Source organism: Rhizobium sp. 3T7, from assembly GCF_020166565.1.
Classification (GTDB): domain Bacteria; phylum Pseudomonadota; class Alphaproteobacteria; order Rhizobiales; family Rhizobiaceae; genus Rhizobium.
Genome location: NZ_JAIQXS010000004.1, coordinates 276199 through 298274, shown reverse-complemented (window position 1 = coordinate 298274; position 22076 = coordinate 276199). Strand labels below are relative to the sequence as shown.

The 22076-nt window shown below is 58.5% G+C and carries 19 protein-coding genes; 9 read left to right on the top strand and 10 right to left on the bottom strand.

Going from position 1 to position 22076, the window contains the following annotated elements; genetic code table 11:
- Window positions 1–334 precede the first annotated feature (334 nt).
- On the top strand, window positions 335–1600 hold the full coding sequence (locus K9B32_RS08725; RefSeq protein ID WP_224561543.1) for an O-antigen ligase family protein: 1266 nt from the start codon (window positions 335–337) through the stop codon (window positions 1598–1600).
- A gap of 27 nt (window positions 1601–1627) precedes the next feature.
- Here the strand turns inward: K9B32_RS08725 and K9B32_RS08720 are convergent, their stop codons facing one another.
- Entirely contained in the window at window positions 1628–2623 is a 996-nt protein-coding gene (locus tag K9B32_RS08720) for a glycosyltransferase family 2 protein (protein ID WP_224561542.1), read from the bottom strand.
- A gap of 10 nt (window positions 2624–2633) precedes the next feature.
- Window positions 2634–3962 carry a glycosyltransferase family 1 protein gene (locus K9B32_RS08715; RefSeq protein ID WP_224561541.1) on the bottom strand — a complete coding sequence of 443 codons (1329 nt, stop codon included), beginning with the start codon at window positions 3960–3962 and terminating at the stop codon, window positions 2634–2636.
- A 315-nt stretch (window positions 3963–4277) separates the two neighbouring features.
- Between K9B32_RS08715 and K9B32_RS08710 the strand changes: the two genes are divergently transcribed.
- Genes K9B32_RS08710 through K9B32_RS08685 form a run of 6 tightly spaced genes read left to right on the top strand, consistent with a single transcriptional unit; the run spans window position 4278 to window position 9777 of the window.
- Window positions 4278–4784 carry an acyltransferase gene (locus K9B32_RS08710; RefSeq protein ID WP_183720635.1) on the top strand — a complete coding sequence of 169 codons (507 nt, stop codon included), beginning with the start codon at window positions 4278–4280 and terminating at the stop codon, window positions 4782–4784.
- A complete protein-coding gene (locus tag K9B32_RS08705) occupies window positions 4781–5818 on the top strand; it encodes a Gfo/Idh/MocA family protein (RefSeq protein WP_224561540.1) in 1038 nt (345 codons plus the stop codon). Before K9B32_RS08710 ends, K9B32_RS08705 begins: the two co-directional genes overlap by 4 nt.
- Entirely contained in the window at window positions 5815–6921 is a 1107-nt protein-coding gene (locus K9B32_RS08700; protein WP_224561539.1) for a DegT/DnrJ/EryC1/StrS family aminotransferase, read from the top strand. The genes K9B32_RS08705 and K9B32_RS08700 overlap by 4 nt, the downstream gene beginning before the upstream one ends.
- On the top strand, window positions 6911–7621 hold the full coding sequence (locus K9B32_RS08695; RefSeq protein ID WP_224561538.1) for an acyltransferase: 711 nt from the start codon (window positions 6911–6913) through the stop codon (window positions 7619–7621). The genes K9B32_RS08700 and K9B32_RS08695 overlap by 11 nt, the downstream gene beginning before the upstream one ends.
- A 3-nt stretch (window positions 7622–7624) precedes the next feature.
- Window positions 7625–8599 (top strand): NAD-dependent epimerase/dehydratase family protein, encoded by a 975-nt coding sequence (locus K9B32_RS08690; RefSeq protein ID WP_224561537.1) that lies wholly within the window; start codon window positions 7625–7627, stop codon window positions 8597–8599.
- Window positions 8596–9777 carry a DegT/DnrJ/EryC1/StrS family aminotransferase gene (locus K9B32_RS08685; RefSeq protein ID WP_224561536.1) on the top strand — a complete coding sequence of 394 codons (1182 nt, stop codon included), beginning with the start codon at window positions 8596–8598 and terminating at the stop codon, window positions 9775–9777. Before K9B32_RS08690 ends, K9B32_RS08685 begins: the two co-directional genes overlap by 4 nt.
- An 82-nt stretch (window positions 9778–9859) precedes the next feature.
- On the opposite strand, the gene K9B32_RS08680 is transcribed toward K9B32_RS08685, so the two are convergent.
- Together K9B32_RS08680 and K9B32_RS08675 are read right to left on the bottom strand one after the other, a co-directional pair.
- Window positions 9860–11368 carry an O-antigen translocase gene (locus tag K9B32_RS08680; RefSeq protein WP_224561624.1) on the bottom strand — a complete coding sequence of 503 codons (1509 nt, stop codon included), beginning with the start codon at window positions 11366–11368 and terminating at the stop codon, window positions 9860–9862.
- 56 nt (window positions 11369–11424) lie between these two features.
- Window positions 11425–12738, bottom strand: coding sequence for a polysaccharide biosynthesis/export family protein (locus K9B32_RS08675; protein ID WP_224561623.1), 1314 nt, complete (start codon window positions 12736–12738; stop codon window positions 11425–11427).
- A gap of 360 nt (window positions 12739–13098) precedes the next feature.
- Between K9B32_RS08675 and K9B32_RS08670 the strand changes: the two genes are divergently transcribed.
- Together K9B32_RS08670 and K9B32_RS08665 are read left to right on the top strand one after the other, a co-directional pair.
- Window positions 13099–14553 carry a GumC family protein gene (locus tag K9B32_RS08670; protein WP_224561535.1) on the top strand — a complete coding sequence of 485 codons (1455 nt, stop codon included), beginning with the start codon at window positions 13099–13101 and terminating at the stop codon, window positions 14551–14553.
- 143 nt (window positions 14554–14696) lie between these two features.
- Entirely contained in the window at window positions 14697–15443 is a 747-nt protein-coding gene (locus K9B32_RS08665) for a CpsD/CapB family tyrosine-protein kinase (RefSeq protein ID WP_224561534.1), read from the top strand.
- Between the two features lie 73 nt (window positions 15444–15516).
- Here the strand turns inward: K9B32_RS08665 and K9B32_RS08660 are convergent, their stop codons facing one another.
- From K9B32_RS08660 to K9B32_RS08635, 6 genes are all read right to left on the bottom strand, one after another.
- Complete coding sequence (locus K9B32_RS08660; RefSeq protein ID WP_224561533.1) at window positions 15517–17544, bottom strand: 3-hydroxyacyl-CoA dehydrogenase NAD-binding domain-containing protein; 2028 nt, start codon at window positions 17542–17544, stop codon at window positions 15517–15519.
- Between the two features lie 4 nt (window positions 17545–17548).
- Complete coding sequence (locus tag K9B32_RS08655; protein ID WP_224561532.1) at window positions 17549–18250, bottom strand: ABC transporter ATP-binding protein; 702 nt, start codon at window positions 18248–18250, stop codon at window positions 17549–17551.
- On the bottom strand, window positions 18237–19022 hold the full coding sequence (locus K9B32_RS08650) for an ABC transporter ATP-binding protein (RefSeq protein ID WP_224561531.1): 786 nt from the start codon (window positions 19020–19022) through the stop codon (window positions 18237–18239). Before K9B32_RS08650 ends, K9B32_RS08655 begins: the two co-directional genes overlap by 14 nt.
- A complete protein-coding gene (locus tag K9B32_RS08645; RefSeq protein ID WP_411969694.1) occupies window positions 19019–19975 on the bottom strand; it encodes a branched-chain amino acid ABC transporter permease in 957 nt (318 codons plus the stop codon). Before K9B32_RS08645 ends, K9B32_RS08650 begins: the two co-directional genes overlap by 4 nt.
- 2 nt (window positions 19976–19977) lie before the next feature.
- Window positions 19978–20850, bottom strand: a complete 873-nt coding sequence (locus K9B32_RS08640; RefSeq protein WP_224561529.1) for a branched-chain amino acid ABC transporter permease — start codon at window positions 20848–20850, stop codon at window positions 19978–19980.
- A gap of 69 nt (window positions 20851–20919) precedes the next feature.
- On the bottom strand, window positions 20920–22068 hold the full coding sequence (locus K9B32_RS08635) for an ABC transporter substrate-binding protein (RefSeq protein ID WP_224561528.1): 1149 nt from the start codon (window positions 22066–22068) through the stop codon (window positions 20920–20922).
- Window positions 22069–22076: the final 8 nt, after the last annotated feature.

The window sequence follows — 22076 nt, the reverse complement described above, 5'->3', positions numbered from 1 at the left end:
CCCTTCTGTCCCCCGATCGGGCGCGCTTACGCAGACCCGCCTTCGGAGAGTATAAGCGATCGCCTGCAAGACGGTAAGCGCCACCGGTATCCTCTTTTGGGCGATGCGAGAGCACCAGAAAGAATAAGCGAAAGATTTAACGGTTCAGACTAGTATTGCTTAAAGTAAAACAAGCCAGTTGTGCTTGCAGATTGGGCGTATATCAGGCCGTTGGGCATTCATGACGATAGTGCACCGCTATAAACCCGTCGATCGACCATTTCGAAGGCCCGAGATATCAAGGCAGGTGGCGCCAGCGAGGGTGGGGCAATCCAACCACGGGCTTGCCCTGCCGGTGAAGCTCTTCCTGGTGGGCTTGATCCTGCCATGGATCATTCCGCTTGGTTCCCTCAATCTATCGGCCTATCGGATCGTGTTGTTGGTGGCATTCGTGCCATGCTCTGTGCTCTGGATGCAGGGCAGGGCCGGACGCATTCGTCTCCCCGATCTGGGGCTGATGCTGTTCAGCCTTTGGGCCGCGGTCGGACTTGCCGTCGTCCACGGCGTAGGTCCAGCAATTCAACCGGGTGGCATGCTGTTCATCGAGGGCATGGGCTCCTACTTGATGGCTCGCTGCTTCATTCGAACGCCTGATGATTTTCGTAGTATGGTGATGTTCGCAGCGAAGCTGCTCGTCTGCTTGTTGCCGTTCTGCCTCTACGAGTGGTTGACTGGGCACAAGCCGCTCCTGACGATCCTTGGTACCATTTTTCCCACGGTAGAGATCACCAGGATGTATCCACGCATGGGCTTATGGCGCGTGCAGGGCCCATTTAGCCATTCGATCCTGTACGGCGTGTTCTGCGCTAGCATGTTTGTTCTGACAAGCCGCGTATCATCCCGCTCATCAGGTTTCACTGCGGTGTTCCTGACATCCGTGGTTGGCAGCAGCGCTGTCCTTTCAATGTCGTCAGCCCCGATCGCCGGACTTACCTTGCAGATTGCCCTTTTAATCTGGGACAGATTGCTACGTGGCTTCCCGGGACGTTGGAAGCTACTGTGGGCGCTCGCAATCCTTGGCTTCGTTGCTATCGAGTTTGGCTCCAACCAAACGCCGGCGCAGTTTTACGTCTCACATTTCACCTTCGAGCAGCAGACTGGCTGGTACCGGATGTGGATCTGGGAGTATGGCACGGCCTCGGTCGAAAAGCACCCGATCTTCGGAATTGGTCTTGGCGACTGGGCGCGTCCGGCCTGGATGGTGAGCGATAGCATAGACAATTTCTGGCTTATTTTGGCAATGCGGCACGGCATCCCTGGCGTTACACTTATGGTGTTGTCCTGGTTAGGCCTGTGGTTTGCGATTGCGCGCAAGAAGGATTTGGGGCCTGACGTCGCCTCCTATCGCACCGCCTACCTCATTTGCATGGCAAGCTTCGTTTTCGTCGGCTCCACCGTGCATTTCTGGAGTGCAACATATGCGTGGTTTTTCTTCCTGGGCGGAGCCGGCGCCTGGATCCTGGATTCGCCTGGTCATGAAAACCCGTCAGGCCGCACAGTCAATGACCGCGCTGCCGGGGGAGCACCAATGCGTGTCAGGCGCCCTGCAACGCGCCCATAAGTCCATTTTTTCTAAGCGATATATCGATCAGTCGGGAACGCGGGCGGACACTCCAAGTGAAGAACGCAGGATCTGCCATCCCCGGCGTCCGATAGCCTTATGCAGATGCAGTCGCAGCCACGGCAGGCTGAATCGAATGGTCGGGTATAGAGCAAGTGCAAATTCGGCCAGTTGGCGGGAGATATCGGATTCACGCTCATCAAGGGCGGCTGCGGCCTGGAGCGATGCGTTCACGGCAAGATCTCGCAGCAATATCGTTCGAAATTGCTCGACGTCTGACCGCGTCGAGCCGACACGTTCTAGAAAGTGTTCAATCGCCGCCTGCCTTTGTTGGAGATCCGGAAGGCGGGCCGATGAGTAGGAACGTGACATATTATGCGAGTGCATGCGGTAGGCAGCCTGAGGGGCGCCAACGAACCCCACAGGTCCTTCGGCCGACAGATTGAGCCACATTGCCATGTCGCCGGCGTGTGGGAGATGATGAGAATAACCGCCGACCTTCTTCTGTACCGCGGTTTTCACGATCGCGGTCGGCGTTGGAACAATGTTCCTGCCTTCCATAGCCTTGATGAAGTCCGCGCAGGCGAACACTTTCGTGGTGTCGCTGAATGCGGTTCCAAACGGTTTGCGCGCGACCTGCGTCCCATCGTCGTAGGCCAAAATCGCATCCCCAAAGGCAAAGCTCATGTCTGGATGCGCTCTATGCAATTCGGCGGCACGCGAGAGCGCACCGGCAAGCAGATAGTCGTCCGCGGATAGAAGGAGGAAAAGGTCGGCCTTGGTCCACTCGATCCCTTCGTTGTAGGTCGTTATGTGTCCTTTGTTTCTTGTGTGACGAACAAACTCAATCCGGTTGTCCTGACGAGCGAGTTCCTCTGCGATCTCAGGTGAGTCGTCAGGCGAGGCGTCATCGATGATGAGCAACCTTACCGCGACATCTTGTTGGGTGGTGACGCTGTCGACGCATTGTTTGAGAAATTTGCCGTAGCGATAGCAGGGGATCACAACATCGACAGTGGTCATGTTCGCCTCTTTATAACGAGATTGAGATCGGAAAGGTCCGTCGAGATCGTGATCTGGCGGCATCCGCGGCGATCGCGTTGCGAATTGCGGTGTCAACAGCTGCCCCGGCGATATCCCAGGACGTCGACTTGACACTGTCGGCAGCTCTTTGCGCCGCGTGACCAAAGTTTGGCATTGTGACGATAGCTTCCAGTGTTTCGGCAAGCGCATGCGGCAGCAGCGCGGCGTATCGGACATAAGCATTGTCCAGCACGATGCGATTGTGATCCGCTTCGTTGACGACTGGTATGCAGCCGCAGGCAAGCATTTCATGAGGCACGAGTGAGACGTTCGTCAACGAGAGGCTTAACCCTGCAAAACTGCGATTGTAGATCTGGTTGAGCTTGTCCGGAGAGACCAGGCCGTGGTTGGTGAACTTGAAGGGAAGGCTTCCCATTGGCTGGCCAAACAGGTGCAACTCGATTTCAGGCTGCCGCTTGGAAAACAGCTCGAGTGCAAGCAGCCCAATCTCGACCGCACGGCGCGGGGTGCCTGCCCTCGCATAGAAGGCAATGCCGGAGCGTTGCGAATTGGCATCAAAGCGATAGCGTGCGGTATCGCACCCGAATGGAAACCAGTCCGCGTCCATTCCGAACTCGCGCGTGAGCTTTTCCGAGAGCCAACGTCCCGCGGTGATCCCGTGGAATCCCATTCTGTAGGTGGTCTCTGCCAGAGCGCTGTTGGTGCCCACGGGGTAGAAGTACGGTTCATAATCCTGGATGAAATAGAACCTTTTGCCGGAGCACGACGCGTTGAACGCGGCATAGGCAGTGGGCCAGCACGTTGCTATGACGCCGTGGGCATCCTTCATGCCATGGCGAATGTCCTGGATCTCGCAGGTCAGTCCATAGTGAGACCGTGCCAGGTCCTGATAGTATTTGCCGTCACCGCCATAGGGGTCATAAAAGTACACGCGGTTTCGGTAGCCGGCTGCCTGAAGATATTTAAGTGTACGAAATATCGTCGTGTGGCCCCCCGATCCGGGTCCAGCAGGGCCCACGATCCAGTTTAGCTCGATTGGCTGGCCGTCGTTTATGACAGGGATGGTTTGGTGTTGCGGCTTCGACAGGTCGGCCTGCAGGACATCCGATGGAAAAACGTGCCACATAAATGTCTTGGGTCGAATTGCGTCCGACAGCTTGGTCCTGATTTTGTCGGTAAGCCCGCCCGGCCCCTCATCGGACACAAGGCGCTTGATCTGACGCGTACGACGGTTCAGCTGCGTGCGTGCTGTCGTCACGATCGCAATTGCCGACGTGAGGAGACTGACGCCCGAAAACTTCTTTGATTTAAGTGGCAATCGTGCCGTCTCCATGCCCAATGCGGTTTTTACGCTCGCCTGCCGCGACGGTGTCTTTCCGCCTGGTCAATTGCGTCTGCATGACAAATTTCTATCCTATTCTATAAATTACTTTCGCTACGCAATGTAAAACTGGCAAATTGATTTCACGCGTACTCCTTTCGATCTATAGAATACCGATTTTTGTTTTCTTTACTCGAAGGATAAAAAAAGACTTCTTTGTCTTCAGTACATTGTTCAGCTGGGGGCGCGTTTTATGCTCGAGGTAAATGACGATCCGCTGGGATCAAGCGGTTGCTACGCGAGGCGGATGCCATGATCGCACAAAGCGTAAGGCTGGGCGATGACGTCGTGATCCATCATCCAGATCTCGTAAATCTTTACGGCTGCTCGATCGGCCGGGGCTCGCGCATCGGAACCTTTGTCGAGATCCAGAAGAACGCCTCAATCGCAGAAAACTGCAAGATCTCCAGCCACTCTTTCATCTGCGAAGGCGTGACTATCGAAGATGGCGTCTTCGTGGGCCACGGCGTGATGTTCACCAACGACCTGCATCCACGTGCCGTCAATCTCGATGGCACCCTTCAATCCGACGCCGACTGGTCGGTCGTGCCGACGCTCGTCAAGCGTTACGCCTCGATCGGCAGCAACGCGACCATCGTCGCCGGCATAACGATTGGCGAAGGCGCGCAGATTGGCGCAGGTGCGGTCGTCACCAAGGACGTGCCTGCCTACGCAGTTGTTGCCGGCGTACCGGCAAGAGTTATCGGCCGCGCAAAGGATGCGCCGCTCGAAGTCATTTCATCCGGGAGAGCAAGATGATTGGGGTTGCTGTCGTCGGTTACGGGTATTGGGGGCCGAACCTGGTCCGGAATCTTGCAGAAACGCCGGGCGCAAAACTTGTCTGGGTATGCGATCTCAAGAAGGACCGCCTTGCCGGCGTCCAGCTGCGCTATCCGACAGTCCAGATCACCGACGATTTCGACGAGGTGTTGCGTGATCCCCGCGTTGATGCAGTCGCCATCGCGACGCCGGTATCGGCTCACTACATGCTGGCGATGAAAGCCCTGATGGCCGGAAAACATGTGTTTGTTGAAAAGCCGATGGCGTCAACGTCCGAAGAGGCTCGCCGAATGGTGGAGGAGGCGGCGCGTCGTCGCCTTGTTCTCGCTGTCGACCACACCTTCATTCATACCGGCGCCGTCCGCAAGATGCGGGAAATCATCGAGAATGGTCTCGGAGAGATCTATTACTACGATTCCGTGCGCGTCAATCTCGGCCTGTTCCAGCATGATGTCAGCGTCATCTGGGATCTCGCCGTCCACGATCTGTCGATCATGGACTACGTCCTGCCGGAAAAGCCGGTGGCGGTCTCGGCGACGGGCATGGGTCACGTTGCCGGCGAGCCCGAGAACATCGCCTATCTGACACTTTTCTTCGAGAGCAAGCTGATCGCCCACATCCACGTCAACTGGCTCGCACCCGTCAAGGTGCGCCGTACGCTGATCGGCGGCAGCAGCAAGATGATCGTCTATGACGATCTGGAGCCAAGTGAGAAGATCAAGGTCTACGACAAGGGTATCACGCTCAACGGCAATCCGCAGTCGGACGGCGAGAAGGTCTACGACATGCGCGTCGGCTACCGCACCGGCGACATGTACGCCCCACAACTCGATATGACGGAAGCACTTGGCCGGGAGCTCAAGCAGTTTGTCGATTGTGTCATGACAAATGGCCAGCCAATTGCCGATGGCCATGCGGGACTGCGCGTCGTGCGCATTCTTGAAGCCGCCACCCAGTCGCTCGCACAGCGCGGGCGTGTCATCGAACTCGAGCCGGCGAGGCTGATCGCATGATCCCTCTTCTCGACCTCAAGGCTCAGTATGCCTCTATCAAGAGCGAGGTTGAGCCCGCCGTGATGCGCGTGCTCGCCTCGGGCCATTATGTCCTCGGCGAGGAAGTCGCTCGCTTTGAGGACGAATTTGCGGTCTATTGCGATGCCAAGCATGCGATCGCGGTCAACACCGGGACAAGCGCATTGCATCTTGCCCTGCTTGCTGCCGGCGTAGGTCCAGGTGACGAGGTTATAACCGTTTCCTTCACCTTTGTCGCGACCGCATCCGCAGTCTGCTACACGGGCGCTCGCCCGGTCTTCGTTGATGTCGAGCCAGCGACGCTGACAATGGATCCGGCTAAGCTGGAAGCCGCGATAACACCGCGGACCAAGGCCATCATGCCCGTACATCTTTATGGGCAGATGGCCGACATGGACGCAATCAAGTCTATCGCTGACAAGCATGGAATTGCGGTGATCGAAGACGCCTGCCAGGCCCATGGCGCCGAGTATAAGGGACGGCGTGCGGGAAGCATCGGTGTGTCGAGCTGCTTCAGCTTTTACCCCGGCAAAAACCTCGGCGCCTGTGGCGAAGGTGGTATCGTCGTCACCAACGATGACGAACACGCCAAGAAAATCAGAATGTTGCGGGACTGGGGTCAGGAGCAGCGCTATCACCACACGCTGAAGGGCTTCAACTACCGCATGGATGAGATCCAGGGCGCGATTCTGCGGATCAAGCTTAGACATCTCGAAGCCTGGACCGAAGCACGACGGGTTCGTGCCGATCGCTACTCGACGCTTTTGGCCGATTCGCGCTCCGTGCGCGTCCCCGTTGCGATGATGGATCGCCGCCATGTCTACCACGTCTACGCCGTGCGCAGCCGCGACCGTGAGCATCTGCAGCACTCGTTGCGGTCAGAGGGCATCCATGCCGGCCTCCACTATCCGATCCCGATCCACCTGCAGAAAGCGCATGTTGATCTTGGGTATCGTGCCGGAGATCTCCCGGTATCGGAGGCCGCAGCGCGTGAGGTGCTCTCGCTGCCGATCTATCCGGAGCTGACATTAGAGCAAGTCGATCAGATTGCAGCTGCTGTGGAGCAGGACGCCTATGTCAGCTGACCCCGTCACCGGCGTGCGGCTTGTCCTGGCTGTCCATGGGCGCCAGCAAACCTCCGTGGATCCCGACTATGTCGTTGATCTGGCCGAAGAGTTGACGCGCTCCTATGGTACCGTGGGCCTCGTAGAACTCTACGCACGCTTCGCGACTGGCGACGGTTTTGTTGACAGTTTCATGCGCAAGGCGATCTGGAAAAGCCTGGCGCGCGCCTGTGGCAATGGTTTGCAGGTCGGCAGCGGCGCTGGTTTCAAGCATCCGGAAACCTTCGAAATCGGCGACGGGGTTTTTATCGGCGCACAAGCCTACATTCAGGGCAGATTCGACGGCACCTGCCGCATCGGAAACAACGTCTGGATCGGGCCCCAAGCCTATTTTGATGCGCGTGACCTGGTGCTTGAGGATCATGTTGGGTGGGGGCCAGGCGCGAAGGTCCTGGGCTCAAGCCATACTGCAATGCCAGTCGATATGCCGATTATCCGCACCGACCTCGAAATCAAACCGGTCCGCATTGGCGCATGGGCAGACATCGGCACCAATGCCACGATCCTTCCCGGCGTGACCGTCGGTAAAGGCGCGATTGTCGGCGCGGGTGCCGTTGTTGTTGACGATGTTGCCCCCTTCTCTGTCGTCGCCGGCGTTCCTGCAAAATTCCTCCGCTGGCGAACGGATCAGGATTCGAGCGGACCAAATTCGGAGTGTTAGAGTATGAAGGATAAGCGGATTTTGATCACCGGCGGTGCGGGCCTCATCGGTTCGCACATTGCGGATCTCGTCGCCCGCGAGGAACCCAAGGAAATTGTGATCCTGGACAATTTCGTCCGCGGCAGGCGTGAGAACCTGGCCGACGCCGTCAACCGGGCTCCCGTGACGATAGTCGAGGGCGACATCAGGGATCGCGCGCTTATCAAGGAAGTCAGCCAAGGCATCGATGTCGTCTTCCACCAGGCCGCTATTCGCATCACGCAGTGCGCCGAGGAACCGCGGCTTGCTTTTGACGTTCTCGCAGGCGGGACATTCGACGTGCTTGAAGCGGCCGTTCAAGCCGGGGTGTCGAAAGTTGTGGCCGCGTCCTCAGCGTCGGTCCTTGGACTGGCCGACACCTTCCCGACCACCGAGAAACATCACCCCTACAACAATCGTACCATCTATGGCGCCGCCAAAGCCTTCAACGAGGGTTTGCTGCGCAGCTTCACGGAGATGTATGGCCTGCGCTACGTGGCGCTTCGCTACTTCAACGTCTACGGTCCGCGCATGGATGTCTACGGCGCCTACACGGAAGTTCTGATCCGCTGGATGGAACGCATTGCCGGCGGCTTGCCGCCGATCATCCTCGGGGATGGTACGCAGACGATGGATTTCGTTCATGTGTACGACATCGCGCGGGCCAATCTGCTTGCAGCAAAATCCGATGTGACTGACGAAGTCTTCAATGTCGCAAGCGGCACCGAGACGAGCCTGCGTGAGCTTGCAGCCCTGTTGACCAAGGTCATGGGCTCGTCGTTGGAGCCGCAATTCGGACCGGCGCGCAAAGTCAACGCCGTGCCCCGGCGCCTTGCCTCGACCGCCAAGGCCGAGAAGCTTCTTGGCTTCAGCTCAAAGGTGACAATGGAAGAGGGCCTGCGCGATCTCGTAGAGTGGTGGCGCCAGGAAAAGAGCTTGAACGCAGGAGAGGCAGCATGAACCAGATCCCGGTTGCCAAGCCCGTCCTCGATGAGCAGGAGGTCGAGGCGGTTCGCCGCGTCATTCTGTCCGGTTGGGTTACACAAGGGCCAGAGGTCGCTGCCTTCGAAGAAGAGTTCGCCGATTTTGTCGGTGCCCGACATGCGTGTGCCGTTTCCAATTGCACGACCGCGCTTCACCTCGCCCTGAAGGCGGTCGGCGTCGAGGCTGGCGATGAAGTCATCACCGTTAGCCACACCTTCATCGCAACCGCAAATGCGATCCGCTATTGCGGTGCCGTGCCGGTCTTCGTCGATATCGAAAAAGACGGCTACAACATCGATCCCGACCTGATCGAGGCGGCCATCACGCCCCGCACCAAGGCCGTCATTTGCGTCCATCAGCTCGGCATGCCTTGCGATCTGCATCGCGTCGTTGCGATCGCGGCCCGTCATTCCATCCCCGTGATCGAGGATGCCGCTTGCGCCACCGGCAGCGAAATTCTCTGGAAAGGCCGCTGGGAAAAGATCGGCAAGCCCCACGGCGATATAGCCTGTTTTTCGTTTCATCCTCGCAAGGTGGTGACAACGGGCGACGGCGGCATGCTGACGACGGCCAATCCCGAGTATGATCGAAATTTCCGCCTGTGGCGGCAACATGGAATGAGCGTCACCGATGCTGTGCGGCACGGTTCGAAGCAGGTTATTTTCGAGTCCTATCCCGAGCTTGGATACAATTATCGGATGACGGACATGCAGGCAGCCGTTGGCCGCGAGCAACTCAAGCGCCTTCCGGCGATCATTGTGCGTCGGCGCGAACTTGCGAGCCAGTATGCCGAACAGCTCTATGCAGCAGCGGGGGTTGCGCCGCCCATCGAGCCCTCGTGGGCGCGCAGCAATTGGCAGAGCTTCTGCTTGGGATTGTCACGAGATCTCGACCAGCATGACGTCATGCAGGAGTTGCTTGATCAGGGCGTCTCGACGAGACGCGGGATCATGAACATCCATCTTGAGGCCGCCTATGCCGAACCTGGCTCGCATCGCGTCGCAACGAGCCTGCAACAAAGTGTCCTGGCACAGCAGCATTCGATCATTCTCCCGCTGTTTGTGCAGATGACGGCGAGCGAATTGACGTCGGTTGCCGAGGCAGTGAAAGCGTCCGTTTGCGCGCCTGAACTGGCAATCGAACAGGTGGGCTGATCTTTCACGCTCTGTCTTGCCCAAAGACTCAATTTCACTGGCCCGCATCCGCCAACCGACGAGATGGAGGAGCCGTGGATATTTATGCACCCCGCATACTTTCCAGCAGTGGCCGAATTGCTTTCGGGAACATGTGTTGTGGAAGCAGACCAGCAAGCATCCTCAGCGAGAATAGACCAACCAGAATTGCGATAAACAACCCAAGGCTTGTTGCTTGCCAGAGCGGCAAACATTGGAATGCGCCGAAGACAAGTGCCGATATCGGGAGATAGGCCGTAATTAATTTGCGATTGGCGGGTGACCAGCGGAAGTTCGTGAAGCGTCGCGCCACGCAATACATCAGGACGCTGTGCCAAACATAAAGGCCGAAGAAGGCAAGGCCAGCGCCTGCGGCGCCAAATGCCGGCACACACAGCCACGCGAGTCCAACGTGAACGACGGCGGCAGCGACTTCTGACCAGAAGAAAATCGCTTTTGCACCCTTGGCGAGAATAATGAATCCGATCGGCCAGGCCACAATGCGCAGCATCATTCCAAGGCAAATCCAGCGCAGAATTTCGACCGCTCCTTGAAATGCTGAGGAGTAGAACAGGGCCATGACGGCCGGGGCAAGTGTTAGCGTTGCGATCAGGCCAGGACCGGCCAACAGAATGCTGACTTCAGTCTGTTCGTTGACCAGCCGGTTGCATTCCGTATTGTTCTCGGAGACGGCCGTGAGGCGCGGATAGAAGTCGGTGCCCATGGCCTGTAGGATGAAGCCCGCATAAAGCCCTCCCAGTGACCAGGCTGCCTGGTAAAGGCCGGCCGCATGCAATCCGCTCTCTGATGACACGATAAGGCGGATGGCATAGGCACTGCCCATGGTTAAAAAACCGCTCGCCATGAACACGATGCCGAGCTTGAACAGCGCGCTGGTTTCCTGCAAGAACCGTCGCGCCGTAAGAGGGACGCGAGGTATATCAATCCTCCGGCTGAACCACCATGAGGCTACAAAGCTTGCGAAGGCTGCAGCCACCAGCGATATCGCAATTCCAGGCTCTCCGAAGAAGTAAATGATCGGCACCCCGACCACTACGCTGAAAAGGCCCCCAAGAACGCTCATCCAGGCAAGGCTGGAAATATCTCGCATGCCCTGTATCAGCGCGGCTCTTCCTCCCGCTGCCACCTGGAAGAATACTGCTAGCGATAGGAGCATCACTCCAACTGTATGCTGGGGGGTACCGAAGGTAAATTTCGCAATAGGCGCCGAAAAGAGCAGCAAAAGGGCCGTTCCGACAAAGCCCAAAAGCAAGGAAACGCGGCGCAGCACCGCTACGACCTCGGCTATCTGCACAGTGTCTTTTGAATTGACAGCCGCAATTTGGCGAACACCGCTCGCATTGATGCCAAGCCCCGCCACGGTCTGTGAAATGTCCGCGATCGAACTATAAAGAGCCATCACGCCGATGCCCTCGGGCCCGAGAAGCAGCGCCATGGCTTTGTTTCGGATGATGGAAAACATCACATTGATAACCGACGACCCTCCGATAAGCATCGTCGACTTGACTATCTGTAAGTAACTCTTGCTCCCGGTGCCGATGGGAGGGGTCATCTTTGACGGGCCTGGCGTCGGCTTTTCAATACGATCGTCGTTGTCGTTGTCGCTGATCATTGGCTGATGTTGCGCGCAGTCGTTTCGGCCGCCTTCAGGGAGATTGACGCGGAGGTTTGGGAGCCTGGCCGCAGGGTAACTTTCAGGACATCTCCAGGCATCATCGTGGTTGTTTCGGAGGCGTCGATTTCGTTGCTTTTTCCAGCAAGATTGCGAACGATGCTGAATGCGAGCTTCGGATCCTCATTGGGCCGCGCGGCGCTGCTGGATGACAGGCTGTCCATCAGCAGCTTCTGACTGGTATCTCTCTTCAGTCGCAACTGTGCTATGGTCGCCCGCTCGGCCTGCAATTCCGAAGCAACTTCTGTCTGTCTTCTATCGTACAGACCCTCGAGATCTCGCGTTGCCTGACTTATGCTTTGGCGGGCCCGCATTATTGCAACCGTGAGATCAAGGCGGTCGTTTTGATAGCCTCTCATGACACGCTCGACTTCGGCCTGTCGCGTTGCAACGATAGCGCCCTTCTCAATGAGGGCAATCGTGCTGTCGAGCTGCTGTTGCACCGAGCCTATGTTCGCGTCCGTGCTCTTTACCTTCTCCTGCAGTACGTTGATCTCCTCTGAAAGGAGGTCACGTAGTCCCGACAGTGATTTCGACTGTCTGGTCAGTTCATTTGCCCTGGCGGAGAATATTGCCTCTTCCTGCTTATAAATGGCAGCAGTCAACGGGTTCGCATCCGCGCTCTCTTGTCGGGGTTGCAAACTCTTTTCCCCGGCCATTTCCGCTTCCAGACGCTCGATTCTGGCCGTGCTGCGGATGATCGAGTCGTCGATTTCCTTCAGGTCGCCCACCAGTTTGGTAATGTCCAGCGAGCTTTGCAGCCCACTTGAGGCGCGCATTTGGCCTCCTCCCATTGCCAAAGCCTGCAGGACAGTGATGTCGGTGTGAAACTCATACTCGCCGGGATTTGTGACATCGCCAACGACATAGATTGGTGGATATTTGAGGATCTCGATAGTGGCGGCTGGCTCGTCGACCAGCCCGATCTTTTCCCTCAACTGCTTTGCAATGGTCGATGCCAGCGTTGCCTCATCCATGTTTCCAACTGAAACAGGTCCAAGCAGGGGAATCGATATCGTTCCTGCGTCCGAGATGGTATATTCGCCTCCGACCGTGGACCATTGCTCATAGCTCCCCTTCGTTGGCATCCACTGGACGAGTGTCAACCGGATCTTCGTGTTCGGAAGAAGTGGGCTGCCAAAAGCCGCGCCGACATTCAGGATAACGAGTGCAGCAATCGCTGCGGCGGGAAGCCGCGCTAGCAGCCGTAAAAGGTTGCTGAAGCCCATACTCAATATCAAATAGTGCATCAGCAAGCTTCCAGAGTTGGTTCTGCGTTATTGCAAGTCTTATTTAGAGATGTGGCGAGAATTTTATTTTACATCTATTCGCCGTTGCTTGAAGAATACATTCATATGCGACCATCCGACAAGGGCCGCCAAATAACCAAAAATGATTAGTGTCTGACAATGATGACGGAAAGGAAATCTCTCAGGGCATTGGGGTTAGCTTTGAAACGCGGCTCGCCAACAACAAAAACTAGCCAAATGGACTAACAAACCGTTGGCGCCACACCCACTATCGATCAACTATCGTGGATCCCAAAACTGATCGAAGATGTCACCCTTACAGTACGCCGCTCTCGTTTCTTTAGTTCGGATGAATTCGTAATGGGTGACATCGATGTTCGTTTCTATCTTTCTATTCTGCTACGGAGATTGCCGTTAATCCTGCTGTGCGTGACTGTGACGACAGCTCTCGCTCTCACTGCTGCCCTCCTTCTGCCGCGTAGCTATCAGTCTACAGCCAAGATCCTGGTCGAGGCGCCACAGATTCCCGTTAATCTGGTGCGCTCGACAGTGCCGACAAGTTCGCTTGGCCAGCTGCAAATAATCCAGCAGCATCTAACGACACGGGACAATCTGGTTAGACTCGCGGCCAAACTCGACATCTATGCGGGCGAGAAGGAGAAACCTCCTGTCGAGTATTTGGTGAAGGATTTGCGGTCCCGGCTTATCTTTGAGGAAACCGAACTTAGCAGCGGCGATGGCGCATCGGTATTCACAATTGGATTCGAGGCTGGCACGCCAGCCTTGGCGGCACGTGTCGCTAACGAACTTGCGACATCGATCCTGCACAGCAATCAGAAGCAAAGAACCGATAGAGCGGGGGACACGCTGGAGTTCTTCAACGACGAGGTGAAGAGGCTTGACGACGACCTCAGTCGCATTGAAGCTGACCTATTGAAATTCAAGAACGAAAACAGGGATACGCTGCCTGAGAGCCTGGAGTTTCGCCGCACCCAGCAGAGCACCTTGCAAGAGCGCCTGATATCGCTTGAGCGTGAGGAATCGGATCTTCGCACGAGACGCAGTCTTTTGGTCGAGACCTATATGGTGACCGGCAAATATCCGACAGGCGAGCCGCTGACTGCTGAGCAGCAGATGCTTTTGGATCTCAACAAAGCGCTTGCCGATCAGCTCTCGGTCTTTTCCGAAACGAGCCCCAACATTATCGCGCTGAGAGCACGCATTGCCGCCCTACGCGCAAAGGTCGTTCCCAAAAAGCAAGAGGGCGCCGATACCAGAGCGCAGTCCGGTCTTGACCTTCAGCTCTCCGACGTGGACAGGCGGATAGATGCAATCGAGAAGGAGCGGGTGCAGATAACCGAGAAGATCGCTTCTCTCACACAATCCATAAGCGCCACGCCAGCCACCGATATCCGCCTGAACGCGCTTGAACGCACGCTCTCTAACACGCAAACGCAATACAATACGGCGATTGCCAAACGCGCGGAGGCTTCATTAGGCCAGCAGATAGAGGCGCGCTCGGATGGTGGCCGGTTCTCCCTACTGGAAGCTGCCACTGAGCCGCAATCGCCGTTGCGATCGCGCCGTCGTCTTATCGTCCTTGCTGGCTTGTTGGCCGGCGTTGCGCTCAGTTTTGCGATCATCGCATTGCTTGAAATGCTGAACAAGACGATCCGCCGGCCGGTCGAATTGGTCCAGATGCTCCAGGCACAACCACTGGCGGTGATCCCGTTCATCAACACCCCCTACGAAACGCGAACGCCGCCATTGAAGAGGAAGCTCAACAGCGTCACGCGGATGTTCAGCTACCGTTGACGTTGAATTTGGGAAGAGGTTTGCGCATTCCCAGACTGCTGGCCAGAGTGGTGAACCTAAACAGCGTCAGGCTTCGACGCAGTGATTGAGGACATGTAATGGAATCTGTTGGCAGATCGTCGCGTAGTAGAGGGGTTCCTGAGATGGACGATCGGAGTCCGGCGTTGCCGGAACCGCTGGAAATTGTGAGAGGGGCGTGGGAGGGACTGCCCCCACTTGTCATCGACCACGATGCAGCCGCCAACAATCGCGTTATCACGTTGGACCGGTTGTCCCCGGCCCATGGCGCCTTTGACATGATGCGGACGAAACTGCTCCGTCTCCTCAAGGAGAATAACTGGACCTCGGTCGCCATCACGTCGCCTTCCCCGGCATGCGGGAAGACGTGCATTGCGCTCAATCTCGCATTCAGTCTGGCCAATCAGAGGGATTGTCGAACTGTCCTTGTCGATCTCGATCTGCGGCGTCCGCAGATCGGCAAGACCCTTGCCATTAAGAATCCAGGCTCTATCGAGAGTTTCCTGAAGGGCGACGCTGGCTTGCGCGAAACCTTTTTCCGATACGGCGACAACCTCGCGATTGGGCCAAACCGGCAGGCAGTACATTTTTCGGCGGAACTCCTTCAAAGTGCCGCGGCAGCGCAATCGCTACGAGAGATGCGTCAGGAGATAAAGCCGGACGTCATCCTCTATGACTTGCCACCAATGCTGTCGACCGACGATGTGCTCGCCTTCCTGCCGAATGTAGACGGTGTCGTCCTCGTTGCCGCTTCCGATCAGAGCACTGTCAGCGAGGTGGATATTTGCGAGCAGAGCCTGCGCGAGAAAACGAACGTGCTAGGTGTTGTCCTCAACAAGAGCCAGTACAGTCAGGAACAATATGGCTATTAGGAAAAGAGGCGGGCCCCGGATAGTCCTTCCCGGTGTTCAACCCGACACCTCCTCACTCGAGGCCCCGCTTGCCTCAGACACTCTCGAACTGATTGCAAGGCGGCTCGGTTAGATCATTTGCTGCGAGTTCTTCGAGCTTTGCCGCAATTTCAGTAAGTCCACGCTCTTTAGCATAGTGCATCAGACCACCGCGCCAGCGCGGGAATCCATATCCATGGATTTCCACGAGGTCGATGTCGGAGGCCCTGAACGCGACCTTCTCATGCAGGATCTTCGCGGCCTCGTTGACCATTGGGAGGACAATGCAATCAATGATGTCGGCTTCATCCCACTGCCGTTGGGGCATTCCTTTGGCTTCCCCCGCAATGATATCAGCGACGATATCAGAGGGTTGCGGAGTACGGTCGCCCTTCGCGTAGTCGTACCATCCACCACCACTTTTCTGCCCAAAGCGCTCCAGCGCGCAAAGCCGTTCCGCGATCGGTGCAAAGGGCGTTTCGCCACGGGCGCTCGCCGCCCGGCGCTGGAAAGCGGCGATGTCGAGACCGCCCAGGTCCTGAGCCTCGAAGGGGCCCATCGGAAGGCCGAAGCTGCGCATCGCCGCATCGACCGCCTTTGGTGTCGCGCCTGATAGCAGCAGGCGTTCGGCTTGGGCGCGTGTGACTTTCAAGATCCGGTTGCCGATAAAACCATCGCAGATGCCGGCGCGCACGGGAATCTTCTTCAGCATGCGGGCGAGCGCGAAACCCGTCGCGAGTGTCGCTGGCGTCGTATGAGCCGTCGGCACGATCTCCAGCAGTTTCATGACATGCGCCGGGCTGAAGAAGTGCAACCCGAGAAAGCGCTCCGGGTGTTTGATGCCGGCCGCTATCTGCTCGGGGTCAAGGTAGGAGGTGTTCGTGGCGAGCACGGCATCGGGACGGCAGACGGTGGAAAGCTTGCCGAAGACCTCGCGCTTCACGTCGAGATCTTCAAACACCGCTTCAATGACGACGTCGACCCGAGCAAGAAGCTCGTAGTTGGTCGTGCCGATTACACCGGACAGTCGCTCGGCCGCCGTTTCCGACGTGATCCTGCCGCGCTTGACCGAGCTTTCAAAAATCGAGCGCAGGTTCGATAGTCCCCGCTCGACCGCCGCCTCGTCGCGTTCCACGAGAGTGACCGGAAGGCCCGCATCGCGAAGGGCTGCCACAATCCCTGCTCCCATCGTGCCGCCGCCGATGACGGCAACAGAACGGATCGCGCGCGGCTCGACGCCGGCAAGCTCCGGGGGACGTGGTGCGCTACGCTCGGCGAAGAAAACGTGGCGCAAGGCGGCAGCCTGGGACGAGCCGCGCAATTCGAGAAACGTCTGGCGCTCGAAGGCCATTGCAGTGTCGAAATCCGCTTCGACCGCCTTGCGCACGCAGGCAAGCGCACGGAGCGGCGCGTCCTCGCGCTTGGCGCGATTGGCAATGGCCCTCGAGGTTGTTTCCCAGAAGGTCGCGTCCACTGCGGGCACGCTTCGCTCGCGAAGTGGAAGCGGAAGAGATTGATCTACGGCTGCTCGTGCAAAGTCGATCGCTCCCCGTTCCAGATCACCCTCGACGATAGCGTCGATCAGCCCTTGCGATCGAGCCTTCGGCGCCGCCAGCGGGGTACCGGATGTAACCATGTCCGCAGCCAGCGCCGGTCCGATCAGTCGTGGCAGGCGCACGGTCCCTCCGGCCCCCGGAACGATGCCTAGCCGGACCTCGGGCAAGCCGACGCTCGCCGACGGCACGGCAATGCGGAAACGGCAGCCGAGCGCCACTTCGCAACCGCCTCCGAGCGCACTGCCATGAATTGCCGCTACCCATGGTTTGGTCGCCGTCTCGATACGAGCGACGAGATCCGGAAGGTGAGGGGGCATCGGCGGCTTGCCGAATTCGTTGACATCGGCACCCGCGATGAATGTCCGCCCCTCGCAGATCAGTACCACGGCGCGCACCGAGGGGTCGGCGTCCAGCGTTTCCGCCGCATTCCACAGATCCTGGCGCAGGCCCTGCGAGAGCGCGTTGACGGGCGGGTTGTCAATGGTGACGACGGCGACGTCGCCGATGCGTTCGATGGTCACGGTCATGATGTCATAGTCCCAGGTAGGCTTCGCGGATGCGTTCGTCGGCAATCAGTTCCTGCGCTGGACCCGACATTGTAATACGGCCGGTCTCCATCACATAGGCGCGGTCGGCGATGGAGAGTGCGCCGAAGGCATTCTGTTCGACCAGCAGCACGGTGACATTGAGCGCGCGTAAGCCCTTCACCACCTCGAAGATCTGCGCGACGAGGATCGGAGCCAGCCCCATGCTCGGCTCGTCAAGCAGCAGGCAGGAGGGACGGGCCATAAGGGCGCGGGTGATGGCAAGCATCTGCTGCTGACCGCCAGAGAGGCCGCCGGCCGCCAGATTGCGCTTCTCGCGCAGGACTGGGAACATGGCGAATGCGTCCTCCATGTCCCGTTCGACCTTGTCATCGGAAAAGAGGAAAGCGCCCAGACGCAGGTTTTCCTCGACAGAAAGATTGGTGAAGATCTGCCTGCCCTCCGGTGATTGCGAGAGACCGCGTGCTGCACGGCGGTAAGCCGGAACGGCGTTCAGGGCCTCGCCACGAAACACCATGGTGCCGGCTGAAACCGGTTGTATGCCGGATAGGCATCGCAGGAGCGTCGTCTTGCCAGCCCCGTTCGCGCCCACGACCGTGACGATCTCACCGGAGCCCACCTCAAGGTCGATGCCGTGCAGCACCTCGATGCGACCGTAACGAGAGCGTAGTCCCTCAACTGTCAACATTGGCGGCCTCCACACCCTGTGCACCGAGATAGGCTTCGACGACCCGCGGATTGCGCGCCACGGTAGACGGTTCTCCCTCGGCGATCTTTTCGCCGTGATCGAGGACCACGATATGGTTCGATATTCGCATGACCATCTTCATGTCGTGCTCCACCAGCAGAATGGAAACGCCCGAAGCGGCGATCTCGGCGATCAGGTGATCGATCTCCTCTGTCTCAACGGCGTTGCAGCCTGCGGCAGGTTCATCGAGAAGCAGGACACGCGGCTGCAAGGCGAGCGCGCGGGCAATCTCCAGCCGTTTCAGCGCTCCATAGGACAGCGATCCGGCAGTTCTTTCCGCCGCCTGGGCAAGGCCCACCCGTTCCAGTAGTGTGTAGGCGCCAGCCTCCGAAGTACGGCTTCGGCGGCGCGACGCCGGTAGAGCCAAAAGATCGGCCAGGACGGATCCCCGCTCATGCAGGTGATGGCCCACGGTGACATTTTCGAGGACGGTCATCGTCTGGAATATCTGCAGGTTCTGAAAGGTGCGCGACAGACCGCGCTCGGCCAAAAGATGCGGGCCGAGGCCGGTGACCTCTTCCCCGGCGAGCAATATTCGCCCGCGCCCGGGCAGGTACACGCCTGAGATCATGTTGAAGAGCGTCGTCTTACCGGCGCCATTCGGCCCGATCACCGAAACGATTTCGCCCGCCTTCAGGGAAAAGCTTACATCGTTGACAGCGCGCAGACCGCCAAAGTCGATCCCCAGGCTCTCGACTTGAAGCAGGCTCATTCTCCTCTCCCTCTGATCAGGCGCGCAAGGCTCGGCAGCAAGCCGTCGCGCATGAAGATCATGACAAGCATCATGATGAGGCCGAGCACCAGCTGTTCGTATTCCTGGAACACGGTCAGAACCTGCGGCAACGTCGTCAAGATCGCGGCGCCGAGGATCGCGCCGGCGACCGAACCCGCACCGCCGAGAACCGCCATGGTCACCAGTTCGATCGAGTGCATGTAGCCGGCCACGTCGGGCGTGATGAACTTGTTCTGCAGAGCCAGTAGCGATCCTGCGACCGACGCGTAGACGGCGGAGATCACGAATGCCCGCAGCTTGTAGTTGGCGACATCGACGCCCACGGTCCGAGCCGCGATCTCCGAGCCGTGCAGCGCGCGCAGCGCCCGCCCGGTGGGGCTGTGAAAGAGGTTGAGTGCAAGCCAGGCGCCGATCAGCATGATGAGCCCGGTAAATGCGTACCAGAACACGGGGTTCGACATGTCGAGGCCGAGCGATTTCAGCAACGCCCGAAGTCCGAGATCTGCGACAGCGATGCCGTCGGGCCCGCCGGTCCAGGCGGCCTCGTTGGCAAGCACCATGGCGACCAGCGCTCCAAGCCCGAGGCTTGCGACAGCGAGATAATATCCCTTGAGCCTTAGGATCGGTCGGCCGACCAGCCAGGCAATGAGGGCGCAGAGCGCGGCGCCAAGGATAGCGGCCAGAGCGGGATGCAGGCCGAGATGGACCGGCGCAAGCGCGCAGCTATAGCCGCCGATGCCGACGAAGCCGGCATGGCCGAGGCTGATCTGGCCGGCATATCCGGTGAGGATGACGAGGCCCGTTACCGCAAGTCCGTTGACAAAGATCAGCGAGCCGACGCGGAAATAGTAGGACGAGGGAAACAGGAAGGGCAGCGCAATGACGAGGAGCGCAAGCACCAGTAAGGTGGTGGCTTTCGAGGAGAGTTTCATCGTCATACCCGATCCGTGACTTTGCGGCCAAAAATGCCCTGCGGCATGGCGAAGAGGACGGCGAGGATGACAATGAAGGCGGCAGCGTCCTTATACAGTGAGCTGATGTAGCCGGCCGTCATTGCTTCGAGCATGCCGAGCAGAAGACCGCCCACCAGCGCTCCCTTGGGATTGCCCATGCCGCCCAGCATGGCGGCGGCAAATCCCTTCAACGCGAGCGAAATGCCGACGTCATAGCTGGTCAGAGTGATCGGCGTCACGAGAACGCCTGCCAGCGCGCCGATCGCCGCCGAAAGCGCGAAGCTCAGCGTCATAATGTAGCGAGTGTTGATGCCGACCAGCTGCGCGGCGATGCGATTGTTGGCAGTCGCCAGCACCGCACGCCCGGTCAGCGTCTTGGTAAAAAACAGCCAGAGGCCAATGAAGACTGCCAACGCGCCAGCAACGACCCACAGGCTTTGCGGCAAAATGGTCGCTCCGGCGATCGCGATCGGCGTATCACCTGAAAAGGCGGGAAAGCGATGCAGTTGCTTGTCGAAGGCGATCTGCGCCAGTCCGCGGATGAAGATCGAGGCGCCGATCGTGATGATGATCAGGGACACGACGGGAGCCCCTCGCGCAGGTTCGATGGCGAGCTTGTTGAGCGCGACTCCGATTGCTGCTGTGACGAGGATTGCGAGGATCGCCGCCAGGGGCAGAGGAATGCCTGACTGATAGGAAAAGACGGTGATCATGCCGCCAAGCATGACGAACTCGCCCTGAGCGAAATTCACGACATCGGATGCGTTGTAGATGATGGTGAAGCCGAGCGCGACCAGCGCGTAGACCGCGCCGACCGTTACCCCGGATAGCAAAAATTGCATGAACTCGGCCATGGGTCCCTCCGTTTTTCGCTGCACGAGGTCGGGAGAGCTGGTCCCTCCCGACGGAAGCGGCTTTGCGCGTCAGTCGACGATCTTCCAACCGCCGTCTCGGATCTCGAGCATACGGAAGGCGGTGAGATCGAGGCCGAGGTGGTCGTCTTCTGCCATGGTGACGGTGCCGGTCGTTCCGACGACGCCCTTCGTCCCTTCGATGGCTTCGCGGATAGCGGCCGGATCGGCCTTGCCGGCGCGGTTGATCGCGTCGACCAGAATCCGCAGTGCATCATGGGCATAGCCTCCGAAGGTCGATACCGGCTTGCCGGTCGCTGCTTCGTAGCTCTTCTTGTAGGCAGCAACGACGGCGCGCTGCGGATCATTTTCGGGCAAGAGGTCGGCCACCAAAAGAGCCGTGCCCGGCAGCCGAATACCTTCGGCAGCACTTGCACCGGCAAGATCGATGAAGCCGTTCGAGGCAACGCCGTGCGACTGATAGAGCGGCAGCCCGACGGCGAGCTGTGCGTAGTTTCGCGTGACGATCGCCGGCCCCTGGCCAAAGCCCGGGTTGAGGATCGCCTGGACGCCGGCCGTGTTCTTGATGTTGGTAAGCTGCGGGGTCATGTCCGCATCGCTCGGTCCATAGGTTTCATCAGCCACCACCTCAATCCCGTACTCGCCGATGATTGCCATGCACTGCTTGTGCATCGAGGCGCCAAAGCCGTCGGAACCGGAAATCATGCCAATCTTCGTGAAGCCCTTCTTTTTCATGTCCTCGAAGATCTTTGCGCATGCCATGCGATCGGTGTGCGGTGTCTTGAAGGTATAGGGCTTCACCGGGTCGACAATTTCGATTGCGCCGGCAAGCGAGATGAAGGGGATCTCGGCATCTTCGACGACCGGAATGATCGCCATCGAGGTGCCGGTGGTGGTACCGCCGATCACGGCCGTTACTTCATCGTCCTCGACCAGTCGCGTTGCGAAGGTGCGTGCCTTGTTCGGGTCGCCACCATCGTCGTAGATGACCAGTTCGAGCTTCTCGCCAAGAACGCCGCCGGCGGCATTGATCTCGTCGACCAGAAGCTTCAGCGTCTTTGCTTCCGGATCGCCGAGGAACGAGGCGGGACCGGTTTCCGAGACGGTTGCGCCGATACGGATATCGGCAAGGGCGGGGCCGGCCAGACCGAGGGCAAACGCCAGCGTGCCCGCCAGCGCGGTCGTTATCGCAAATTTCATGTCAGTCT

Coding starts and splice junctions, on each gene's coding strand:
- K9B32_RS08720 (WP_224561542.1), bottom strand. CDS start 2,623: ATGACCACTGTCGATGTTGTGATCCCCTGCTATCGCTACGGCAAATTT.
- K9B32_RS08710 (WP_183720635.1), top strand. CDS start 4,278: ATGATCGCACAAAGCGTAAGGCTGGGCGATGACGTCGTGATCCATCAT.
- K9B32_RS08705 (WP_224561540.1), top strand. CDS start 4,781: ATGATTGGGGTTGCTGTCGTCGGTTACGGGTATTGGGGGCCGAACCTG.
- K9B32_RS08700 (WP_224561539.1), top strand. CDS start 5,815: ATGATCCCTCTTCTCGACCTCAAGGCTCAGTATGCCTCTATCAAGAGC.
- K9B32_RS08695 (WP_224561538.1), top strand. CDS start 6,911: ATGTCAGCTGACCCCGTCACCGGCGTGCGGCTTGTCCTGGCTGTCCAT.
- K9B32_RS08690 (WP_224561537.1), top strand. CDS start 7,625: ATGAAGGATAAGCGGATTTTGATCACCGGCGGTGCGGGCCTCATCGGT.
- K9B32_RS08685 (WP_224561536.1), top strand. CDS start 8,596: ATGAACCAGATCCCGGTTGCCAAGCCCGTCCTCGATGAGCAGGAGGTC.
- K9B32_RS08680 (WP_224561624.1), bottom strand. CDS start 11,368: ATGACCCCTCCCATCGGCACCGGGAGCAAGAGTTACTTACAGATAGTC.
- K9B32_RS08675 (WP_224561623.1), bottom strand. CDS start 12,738: ATGCACTATTTGATATTGAGTATGGGCTTCAGCAACCTTTTACGGCTG.
- K9B32_RS08670 (WP_224561535.1), top strand. CDS start 13,099: ATGGGTGACATCGATGTTCGTTTCTATCTTTCTATTCTGCTACGGAGA.
- K9B32_RS08665 (WP_224561534.1), top strand. CDS start 14,697: ATGGACGATCGGAGTCCGGCGTTGCCGGAACCGCTGGAAATTGTGAGA.
- K9B32_RS08660 (WP_224561533.1), bottom strand. CDS start 17,544: ATGACCGTGACCATCGAACGCATCGGCGACGTCGCCGTCGTCACCATT.
- K9B32_RS08655 (WP_224561532.1), bottom strand. CDS start 18,250: ATGTTGACAGTTGAGGGACTACGCTCTCGTTACGGTCGCATCGAGGTG.
- K9B32_RS08650 (WP_224561531.1), bottom strand. CDS start 19,022: ATGAGCCTGCTTCAAGTCGAGAGCCTGGGGATCGACTTTGGCGGTCTG.
- K9B32_RS08645 (WP_411969694.1), bottom strand. CDS start 19,975: ATGAAACTCTCCTCGAAAGCCACCACCTTACTGGTGCTTGCGCTCCTC.
- K9B32_RS08640 (WP_224561529.1), bottom strand. CDS start 20,850: ATGGCCGAGTTCATGCAATTTTTGCTATCCGGGGTAACGGTCGGCGCG.
- K9B32_RS08635 (WP_224561528.1), bottom strand. CDS start 22,068: ATGAAATTTGCGATAACGACCGCGCTGGCGGGCACGCTGGCGTTTGCC.